Source organism: Streptomyces sp. SID11385, from assembly GCF_010548245.1.
Taxonomy (GTDB): Bacteria; Actinomycetota; Actinomycetes; order Streptomycetales; family Streptomycetaceae; genus Streptomyces.
Window position 1 is genome coordinate 1 of sequence record NZ_JAAGLR010001182.1, and the last position, 9,449, is coordinate 9,449.

At 74.6% G+C, this 9,449-nt stretch carries 8 protein-coding genes and 1 pseudogene; 4 read left to right on the forward strand and 5 right to left on the reverse strand.

Features of this window, described 5'->3' with window-relative positions:
- The 4 genes and pseudogenes from G3I42_RS36330 to G3I42_RS36345 all read left to right on the forward strand — a co-directional run.
- Nucleotides 1-698 (forward strand): annotated as a pseudogene (locus G3I42_RS36330) (glycoside hydrolase 43 family protein); the annotation flags it as partial.
- Nucleotides 699-772: 74 nt separating this feature from the next.
- Nucleotides 773-1,831, forward strand: a complete 1,059-nt coding sequence (locus tag G3I42_RS36335; RefSeq protein WP_164291908.1) for a substrate-binding domain-containing protein — start codon at nucleotides 773-775, stop codon at nucleotides 1,829-1,831.
- Nucleotides 1,832-1,992: 161 nt separating this feature from the next.
- Nucleotides 1,993-2,820 carry an ABC transporter ATP-binding protein gene (locus G3I42_RS36340; protein ID WP_239096905.1) on the forward strand — a complete coding sequence of 276 codons (828 nt, stop codon included), beginning with the start codon at nucleotides 1,993-1,995 and terminating at the stop codon, nucleotides 2,818-2,820.
- A gap of 77 nt (nucleotides 2,821-2,897) precedes the next feature.
- Complete coding sequence (locus G3I42_RS36345; RefSeq protein WP_164291910.1) at nucleotides 2,898-5,417, forward strand: ABC transporter permease; 2,520 nt, start codon at nucleotides 2,898-2,900, stop codon at nucleotides 5,415-5,417.
- An 83-nt stretch (nucleotides 5,418-5,500) separates the two neighbouring features.
- Here the strand turns inward: G3I42_RS36345 and G3I42_RS36350 are convergent, their stop codons facing one another.
- The 5 genes from G3I42_RS36350 to G3I42_RS36370 form a co-directional block, all read right to left on the reverse strand.
- Complete coding sequence (locus G3I42_RS36350) at nucleotides 5,501-6,760, reverse strand: lytic murein transglycosylase (protein ID WP_164291911.1); 1,260 nt, start codon at nucleotides 6,758-6,760, stop codon at nucleotides 5,501-5,503.
- A gap of 111 nt (nucleotides 6,761-6,871) precedes the next feature.
- The gene (locus G3I42_RS36355; RefSeq protein ID WP_164291912.1) at nucleotides 6,872-7,633 is read right to left on the reverse strand and encodes a hypothetical protein; all 762 of its coding nucleotides are present in this window, start codon (nucleotides 7,631-7,633) and stop codon (nucleotides 6,872-6,874) included.
- 20 nt (nucleotides 7,634-7,653) lie between these two features.
- On the reverse strand, nucleotides 7,654-8,187 hold the full coding sequence (locus G3I42_RS36360) for a nuclear transport factor 2 family protein (RefSeq protein ID WP_164291913.1): 534 nt from the start codon (nucleotides 8,185-8,187) through the stop codon (nucleotides 7,654-7,656).
- 95 nt (nucleotides 8,188-8,282) lie between these two features.
- A complete protein-coding gene (locus G3I42_RS36365; RefSeq protein ID WP_164291914.1) occupies nucleotides 8,283-8,969 on the reverse strand; it encodes a hypothetical protein in 687 nt (228 codons plus the stop codon).
- A partial coding sequence (locus G3I42_RS36370; protein WP_203607794.1) for a hypothetical protein occupies nucleotides 8,966-9,449 on the reverse strand: 484 nt, incomplete at its 5' end. The genes G3I42_RS36370 and G3I42_RS36365, both read right to left, overlap by 4 nt.

The window sequence follows — 9,449 nt, forward strand, 5'->3', positions numbered from 1 at the left end:
CGGGGCCGGACCTCGCGAGCGGCCCCGGACTCCCGCGAGATGCGGGACTCCTCCCCGGCCCCGAGTGGATGACGCTGCGCCGGCACGCCGACCCCTCCTGGGCCGGGCCCGGCGCCGCGCCCGGTTCCCTGCGGCTGCGGGGCGGCGAATCGCTCTCCTCGCGACACCGCCAGAGCCTCGTGGCCCGCCGTCAGCAGCACGCCCGCTTCACCTTCACCGCCACCGTGGACCACGAGCCGGGCTCGCCCCGGCGCTCGGCCGGCCTCGCGCACGTCTACAACACCCAGTTGTGGCACTACGCGCACATCACCGCGGACGAGACCGGGGCCCGTCTGCTGTGCCTCGCCGTGTGCGATCGCGGCCGGTACACCGAACGCGCCACCGCCGCCCTGCCGGACGCGGGCCCGGTGCGGCTGCGCCTGACGGGCGACGGCCCCCTCGCGCGTTTCTCCTGGGAGGACGCGGGGGTGTGGCGGCCGCTCGGTCCCGCGCTCGACACGACGCGGCTGTCCGACGAGTACGCGACCGTCGGCGGCGGGGACGGGCACTTCTCCAGCTGGGGGTTCACCGGCGCCTTCCTCGGGCTGAGCGCGCAGGACCTCACGGGCGAGGGCCGCGCGGCGGAGTTCTCCCGCGTGCGGTACGAGGGCGGGGTCGCGCGAGAGCCCGCGGGTGACGGGCCCGGTGCGTCAGACTGATCCGGGGCCGCCGCTCCCGGGTGACCCGGCGGCCCGCCCGCACGTACCAGCAAGGACAGGAGTCGGAACCCCGCATGACGACACGGGCCGGCAACAAGGTGACCATCGGCGCCATCGCGGCCGAGGCGGGCGTCTCGTCCGCGACCGTATCGAAGGTCCTCAACGGCCGCGCGGACGTCTCGGCGGCGACCCGCGAGAAGGTGCAGCAGATCATGGCCCGCCGCCACTACCAGCGGCGGGGCAGCAGACGCAGGGGCGGGATCGTCGACCTCGTCCTCAACGAGCTGGACAGCCTGTGGTCGATCGAGATCATCCGCGGGGCGGAGGAGACGCTGCGCGAGGCGGGCGTGAGCATGGTCCTGTCGGCGGTGCACGGCGACAGCGAGGGCACCACGGCGTGGCTCGACCAGCTCGCCGCGCGGCGCTCCGACGGGGCGATTCTCGTGGTGTCCGACCTGACGCCGCGCCAGCGGGCCCGGCTCACCGCGCTCGGGGTGCCGTTCGTGCTCGTCGACCCGGTCGGGAACGTCGAGGCGGGGGTGCCGACGATCGGGGCGACGAACTGGGCGGGGGCCGTCGCGGCGACCGAGCACCTCCTCGCGCTCGGCCACCGGGACATCGTCCATCTCGCCGGCCCGCGCCACCTGCTGTGCAGCCGGGCCCGCGCGGACGGTTTCCGGGCGGCGATGGAGGCGGCCGAGATCCCGGTGCGCGAGGACGCCGTCGTCCACGGCGCCTTCGACGACGCCTCGGGCCAGGCGCAGGCGGAGGCCCTGGTCACGGCGGCGGAGCGCGGGGAGCGCGCGCTGCCGAGCGCCCTCTTCGCGGCGAGCGACCTCCAGGCGCTCGGCGCGTGCGCGGCGCTGCGCGCGCGGGGCCTGCGCGTGCCCCGGGACGTGAGCGTCGTCGGTTTCGACGACCTGCCGGTCTCGCGCTGGTGCCACCCCGCTCTCACGACGGTGCGGCAACCGCTCCAGGACATGGCAGCGATGGCCGCGCGGACCCTGCTGCGGCTCGTGGACGGGGAACAGGTCGACCTGCCGCGCGTGGAGCTGGCGACGCGGCTCGTCGAGCGGGAGAGCACGGCACCGTACGAGGGGGCGGAGCGGGCCGGGGCGGACGTGGCGGGCTGAAGGCGGCGCGGCGGGGAAGACGTGGAGGGGGTGTGACCAGGCCGGACCCTTAAGGGTCGGACGTCATACTCAAGTCGGAGACGGGGGCCTCGGGTCCCTCTCAAGTGGCCCCTGAAGACACCTCTCGCGACGGTCTTCACGAGGTGGTCCCGCGGGGAACGATGGTCGGTGTCCCCACCGTTCCCGTCTCCCAGGAGTCCCCGCTCGTGACCGCCTTCCCCCACCTCACCGTCCCCTCCGCCGCGCGGACCGCCGTCGCGGCGCGCGCCACGGAGCTGTCCAAGGTCTACGGGACGGGGGACACCCGTGTGGTCGCCCTGGACAGCGTCTCGGTCGCCTTCCACCAGGGTGAGTTCACCGCCATCATGGGGCCCTCGGGCTCGGGCAAGTCCACGCTCATGCACTGCGTGGCCGGGCTGGACAGCTTCAGCGGCGGCTCCGTGCAGCTCGGCGGCACGGAGCTGTCGCGGCTCAAGGACAAGCAGCTCACGGCGCTGCGCCGGGACAAGATCGGTTTCGTCTTCCAGGCGTTCAACCTGCTGCCGACGCTGACCGCGCGCGAGAACATCACGCTGCCCCTCGACATCGCGGGCCGCAAGCCCGACAAGCAGTGGCTGGAGCGGGTCATCTCCATGGTCGGTCTCGAAGGGCGGCTCAAGCACCGGCCCACGGAGTTGTCGGGCGGTCAGCAGCAGCGTGTCGCCGTGGCCCGCGCGCTCGCCTCCCGCCCCGAGATCGTCTTCGGCGACGAGCCCACGGGGAACCTCGACTCGCGCTCGGGCGCCGAGATCCTCGGCTTCCTGCGCGAGTCGGTACGGGAGCTGGGCCAGACCGTCGTGATGGTCACGCACGATCCCGTCGCCGCCGCCTACGCGGACCGGGTCGTCTTCCTGGCGGACGGCCGCATCGTCGACGAGATGCACGGGCCGACCGCTGAGCGGGTCCTGGACCGCATGAAGGCGTTCGACGGCAGGGGCCGCGTGAGCTGACGCGCCCGCCACCGCCTCTTCCCCGCCGGGGCCCGCGAAGGTCCCGGCCCCCTCCCCACTCCAGGACTCGCTCACCCATGTTCCGTACCGCCCTGCGCAATGTGCTCGCGCACAAGGCCCGGCTCCTCATGACCGTGCTCGCCGTCATGCTCGGCGTCGCCTTCGTCTCCGGCACCCTGGTCTTCACCGACACCTTCGGCACCGCCTACAAGAACAAGTCCGCCAAAAGCTTCGACCACGTCTCCGTCGCCATCGAGCCGGACGGCGGCGGGGGCCCCGCCGACGAGGGCGGCCCAAGCGCCGCGCCGCTCACCGACGCCCTCGTCCGCAAGGCCGCCGCGGTGCCCGGCGCGCGGTCGGCGCTCGGCAGCGTGAGCGGCTTCACCGCGCTCGCCGACAAGGACGGCAAGCTGGTCGGCGGCAACTGGGGCAGCAGGGGCGCCAATTACTCCCCGGACGCCGATGGGCACGACCCCCGCTGGAGCTTCGTGCGCGGGAAGGCCCCGGCCTCGGCGCACGAGGTGGCCCTCGACAGCCGGACCGCCGAGCGCACCGGGTACGGCGTCGGCGACTCCGTCCGCTTCTCGACGAACGGCTCCGTCGCGAAGGCCGAGGTCGTGGGCGTCTTCGACACGGACGACGGCAACGTCGTCGCGGGCGGCAGCCTCGTGCTCTTCGACAACGCCACGGCGCTGCGCGTCCTCGGCGACGGCGCGTACGACGAGATCGACGTCAAGGCCGCGCCGGGCACCTCGCAGTCCGCGCTGCTCCACTCCGTGCGGGGCATCCTGCCGAAGGACACCGAGGCCCGCACCGGGGCGGCGCTCTCCGCCGAGCAGGACCGGATGATCGAGCGGCAGACCAGCTCCACGAGTCAGGTGCTGCTCGTCTTCGCCGGGATCGCGCTCTTCGTCGGGATCTTCATCATCGCCAACACCTTCACGATGCTCGTCGCCCAGCGCACCCGCGAGCTGGCCCTGCTGCGCGCGGTCGGGGCTTCGCGCCGTCAGGTGACGCGCTCGGTGCTCACCGAGGCGTTCCTCGTCGGCCTCGTCGCCGCCGTCGCCGGAGGCGTGCTCGGGATCGGTGTCGCCGTGCTCCTCCAGACGCTCCTGAAGGCGGGCGGGGCCGGGCTGCCGGAAGGGCCGCTCGTGCTCGCCCCGCGCACGGTCCTCGTCTCGCTGCTCATCGGTGTCGGCGTCACGATGACGGCCGCGTGGCTGCCGGGCCGCAGGGCCGCGAAGATCCCGCCGGTCGCCGCGATGAACAGCGTCCACGCGACTCCGACCGTGCGCGGCCTCGTCGTCCGCAACACCCTCGGCTCCCTCGTCGTCGCGCTCGGCACGGTGCTGCTCTTCGAGGACGACAACTACGTCGTCTCCGCGGGCGCGGGCGTCGTCATGGTCGGCGTCATCATCCTGACGCCGCTGCTCTCGCGCCCCTTCGTCGCGGCGGCGGAGCCGCTGCTGCGGCTCTTCGGAGTCGCGGGCAGGCTCGCCCGGCTCAACGCGGTCCGCAATCCGCGCCGTACCGCGTCGACCGCGTCGGCCCTCATGATCGGCCTCACCCTCATCACCGCGATGACGGTGGTCGCCACCTCGACGAGCGGCGCGATCGACCGGATGGCCGCCGACTCGCTCAAGGCCGACTACGCGGTCTCGATGGCGAACTACGAATCCCTCGCGCCCCAGGTGAGCAGGACCGTGGCCAAGCTCCCGGAGGTCACCGCCTCAAGTCCCGTGCGCACGGCGTACGGCGAGATCGGCGGCACCCCGGCACGGTTCTCCGGGATCGACCCGAAGAGCATCGGCGACCTCGTCAGCATGGATCTCGACAGCGGCTCGCTGCGCGCTCTGCGCGGCGACGCGGTTCTCCTGGACCGGGACACCGCCCGCGAACGGGGGCTGCGGACCGGTGACGACGTCACGGTGGAGTTCGACGACGACGGCGGCCGTGCGCGCCTGCGGGTGGCGGGCGTGTACCGGCCGAACGACCTGCTCAACGGCGTCTACGTGCCGACCTCCGTCGTCGATCCGCACCTGTCGGAGCTCACCGACGAGAAGGTCCTCGTCCGGATGCGGGGCGGCGCGAGCGACAAGGCGGAGGACACGCTCGTCAAGGCGCTCGGCTCCAATCCCGCCCTCAAGATCCAGGACCGGGAGGCCATCAGCGGCGAGATCGGCGGCGCCATCGACATGCTCCTGAAGATGCTGTACGGGCTCCTCGCGATGGCCGTGCTCATCGCGGTGCTGGGCGTCGTCAACACCCTGGCCATGTCGGTCTTCGAGCGGCGGCACGAGATCGGCATGCTGCGGGCCATCGGCCTGGACCGGGCGAAGGTGAAGCGGATGGTGCGTCTGGAGTCGGTGGTGATCTCGCTGTTCGGCGCGGTGCTCGGGGTGGGGCTCGGGCTCTTCCTCGGCTGGGTCGCGGGTGGCGCGGTGGGCGAGGAGGTCCCGACGTACCGCATGGACGTCCCCGTCCCGCGCCTGCTCCTCTTCCTCGCGAGCGCCGCCGTCGTCGGCGTCCTCGCGGCCCTGTGGCCGGCCCGCGGAGCGGCACGGCTCAACCCGCTCCAGGCGATCAAGGCGGAGTAGGAGGGGCGCGCGGGACGGAGCCCCGGGCGGCGGTCCCGGGGCGCTTACCCGTCGGAAGGCGGGAGGCCCCGAAGGACGCGCCCTCAGGACGACGGGGACTCGCAGGGCGAGGGCGTGTCCGTGGGGTCGGGGGTCGCGGCCGGTGACTGCTCGTCGGCCGGGGGCTCGGTGGGGGTGTCGGAGGGGCAGGGGGTTGGTGAGGCGGTGCCGGGGTCGTCGCTCGGCGAGGGGTCCGGGGACTCGGTCGACGGGTCCGAGGGAGACGCCGGGTCGCTCGGTGAGGCGCCGGTGCCGGAGGGGCTCGGCGAGGGGTCCGGGCTGTCGCCGGAGGAGGGATCGGGGGACGGGCTCACGGGTGGGGGCGACGAGGTGCCGGGGCTCGGCTTGTCGTCCGGCTCCCCGCCCGGCTGGGGCCCGATCACGATGCCTCCGCCGCCCTTGTTCCCCTTGCCCCCGTCCACGACAGGGGCCGTGGCCTGCCGCTCGCCCCCGGCACCCGGGCTCTTCGGCACGACGCCCGTCCCGTCCGGCACCGCGTGCACGCCGTCGCGGTAGAACGCCAGCCAGCGCAGCACGAGGTGGAGGTAGTCGCGCGAGTAGTTGTAACTGAGGACCGCGCGCTCCAGTCCCGCACCCGTCGCGAGGTCCCGTCCGCCCGCGCACAGATAGCGGCCCGCGCCGAGTGCCGCGTCGAAGACGTTGTGGGGGTCCGCGCGACCGTCGCCGTTGCCGTCGGCGCCCCAGCGCCGCCAGGTGCCGGGGAGGAACTGCATCGGGCCCACCGCCCGGTCGTAGACGGGGTCGCCGTCCAGGGCGCCGTTCTCGGTGTCGCGGATGAGCGCGAAGCCGACGCCGTCGAGCGCGGGCCCGGTGATGCGGTGCCGGGTCGTGCCGTGCGCGTCGACGTCGCCGCCGCGCGCCTGCCCCGACTCGACCTGCCCGATCGCGGCGAGCAACTGCCACGGCAGGTGGCACCCCGGGCGGGAGCGGGCCAGCGAGGACTCGGCGCGCTGATAGGCGGCGAGCACGGTCGTGGGGAGCCCGGACGACGCGCGCAGCGGCACCTCCACGACCGGCGGCCGCGCCCCCGGCACCTTCAGCGGATCGACCGGGGGCGCTTCGACGTGGTACGAGTCGTCGCCCTGCGTCGGCACCTCCGGCAGCGGGGGCTGCGACGCGGCCACCGGGCTCGGCGCGTCCTTGTGGTGCTCGGTCAGGCCCTCGACGAGGGCGGGGGCCTGCGAGGCGTTGAGCAGGGCGGTCGCGGCGACGGCGACCGCCGTGCCGCGCAGGCCGCCACGCAGGCGACGGCTACGAGGGCGCGGGATGCGCAGGGGGCGCATGGGTCTTCCTTCCTGTCCGTCCTTGTCGGGAGGGCCTGCGGTGGTACGGGCACGCGGGGTAGGGGCACGCGGGGGGCGTCAGTCCCCGAAGAGGCAGGAGCGCGCGGGGCGTCAGCCCCCGAAGGTGTCAAGGGCCGAGACCTGCCAGCGTCCTTCGCGCCGCACGAGGTCGACGGCGAGCATGGCGCCCGCGTAGTGCGCGTCGGCGGTGGCCTTGGCCGCCGTGCTGGTGCTGCTCTGGTCGGCGAAGACCAGGACGCGGGCGCGCTCGCCCTCGACACGCTCCACCGCGGTGTCGGTGACGGTCGTCGTGACGACCGTCTTCTGTTTCGCCGCCGCCGCGAGCACGGGCGCGAGCAGCGTCTTGTGCTGGGCGACCGCCTTCCCCGTGAGCCAGCGCGCGGTGGCCTTGTCCATCGCGCCCGGGTCGGCGTGGTCGTACGAGAACAGGGCGTCGACCGCCTTCTCGGCCTGCCCCTTGACCTCGCTGGTGCGGGCCGCGTCGGTGAGCGCGGTGTTCCGCGCGGCGGCCGTGTCGCGCAGGGCGTCGGCACGCGTCGTGGCCCAGCCGGCGAAGGCGCCGAGGACGAGGGTGAGCAGGCACAGGACCACGACGCCGCGCGTGAGGCCGAGGCGCCCGGCGGAGCGCGGGGCGGAAGCGGCGGAGGTCCGGGGGGTGGTGGTGTCGGGGGCGGTGGTCGCGGCGGGAGGCTTCTCGGAGAGCGCGCCCCCGCCGGTCCGCCCGGGGGGCGTGGCCGCGCCCGGTTCTCCGTCGCGGGGGCCGGGCGCGGGCCGTGTCGGCCGGGCCGTCACCGCCGCGAGTCTGCGCTGCCGGTTGAGGTGGCGGCGTGTGGTGTGGCGCGTCGTGGACATCGTGGGCTCCTTCGCGCCGCTCAGTCGGTCTCGGTGCTCGCTGTGCCGCCGACCGGGGCCTGCCCGAGGGCGCTCAGCTTCCACGTGCCGCGGGTGCGGGTGAGTTCGCCGAGCATGCGGCTGTCCTTGTCGGTGGTCTTGTGGCCGGAGGCCCGTACGGTGACGCGGAGGGCGACCATCACGCGTGCCTTCCCGGCGCGCGCGTCGAGTTCGGTGACGGCCCCGTCGAGCACTTTCGCGGTGCTGACCGTCTTGGCGGTGCGCACCTGCTGCTCGAAGGCGTCGCGCCCCTTGACGAGCTGGCTGTGCAGGTCGCCGGTCGTGGACGACTCCCACAGGTCGAGCCCGCGGGCGAAGTGGGCGTGGTCGAGCGTGTTGAGGTTCTGCACCGCCTGTTCACCCGCTTCGAGCGCGTCGTCGCGCGCGGCGGCGTAGGAGAGCCCGTCGTCGTGGGCGGCGCCGTACCAGGACCAGCCGGCCCAGGCGGCGAAGCCGCCCGCGACCAGGGTGAGGGCGAGCGCCACGAGGAGCAGCGGACGCGTGAGCCGGTTCATGCGGGTCCTTTCGGCGAGCGGGTCGAGCGGGCGGTGCGACGAGCCTTCGCACGTGTGCGACGGGCGTGGGCAACGGGCTTGTGCGGCAGGCGTGTTCAGCGGGCGGTGAGGTCGACGACGCGCCAGACGCCGTCGCCGAGGTGGGCGGTGACGGAGAGCTGGGCCGCGCTCGTGGTCGGTTTGGCGTCGCCGCGCCGCGCGGTCTGGTCGAGGAAGACGAGGAGGTGGGCCGTGTTCCCGCGCAGGCTGACGACGCCGACGCGGACGGACTGCGTGGAGAGCGTGACGCGCTGGGTGCGGACGTCGTCCCTGACCTTGCCGAGCAGCGCCTCGTACTGCCGGGCCGCCTTCCCCGCGAGCACGGCCTTCGCGGAGCGCTCGGTCCCGGCCGTCCCGTCCGGCGTGTAGGAGAAGACGCGGGCGAGCGCGCTGCCGACATCGCCGGCCACGCGGTCGCTCGCCTCGGCGTCGGTGAGCGCGTGGTCGGCCGCGCCGGAGGTGTGGCGCAGCGCGTGCGCCCGCTGGAGGAGGACGCACCCGGCGAGCAGGAGCAGCACGGAGACGACCGCGACGACGACGGCACGGCGCCGCGCCCACCACGTACGGACCGGCGGCGCGTCCTCGGCGGAGTCCCCCTCGGCGGCGACGGCCTCTTCCCCCGTACGGTTGCGCTCCTCCGCACGCGATTCCTCCCCCGCACACGGCTCCTCCCCCGTACGCGGCTCCTCCCCCGCCGCCCCCGTGTCCTCCTCGTGCGCCCGGACGGGCGTCCCGCGCCTCATCGCGCCACCTCCGAAACCGCCACCGCCGACAGGCCCTTGACCTTCCACTCCCCCGAGGACTCCCGCGTCAGGACCGCCTCCAGGCGCTTGCGGTCGGTCGTCGGCTTTCGCGCGCCCGGCGCGGTCGTCTCGACCCGGAGCGTCGCGATGAGACGCGCCGTGCCCGCGTGGGTATCGAGCGCCGTGAGCGCCGCGTCCGTGACGACGCCCCGCGAGGAGGCGCCCTTCGCCGGCTTCACGCGGGCGAGTTCCGTACGCAACGGACCGGCGCTGACCGTCTTCCAGCGCGCCACCCCCGCTGCGGCCCGGGCCCGCGAGGAGGCGTCGAGCGTGGAGAGCGTCGCGACGGCGGAGCGTCCCTCGCGCAGGGCGGCGTCGCGGGCCCGCCCGTACGCGAGGTCGTCGTCGGTACGTGCCGCCGCGTACGACCACGTCCCCGCCGCGCACACGCCGAGCGCGAGCGCGACGCCGAGCCCCGCG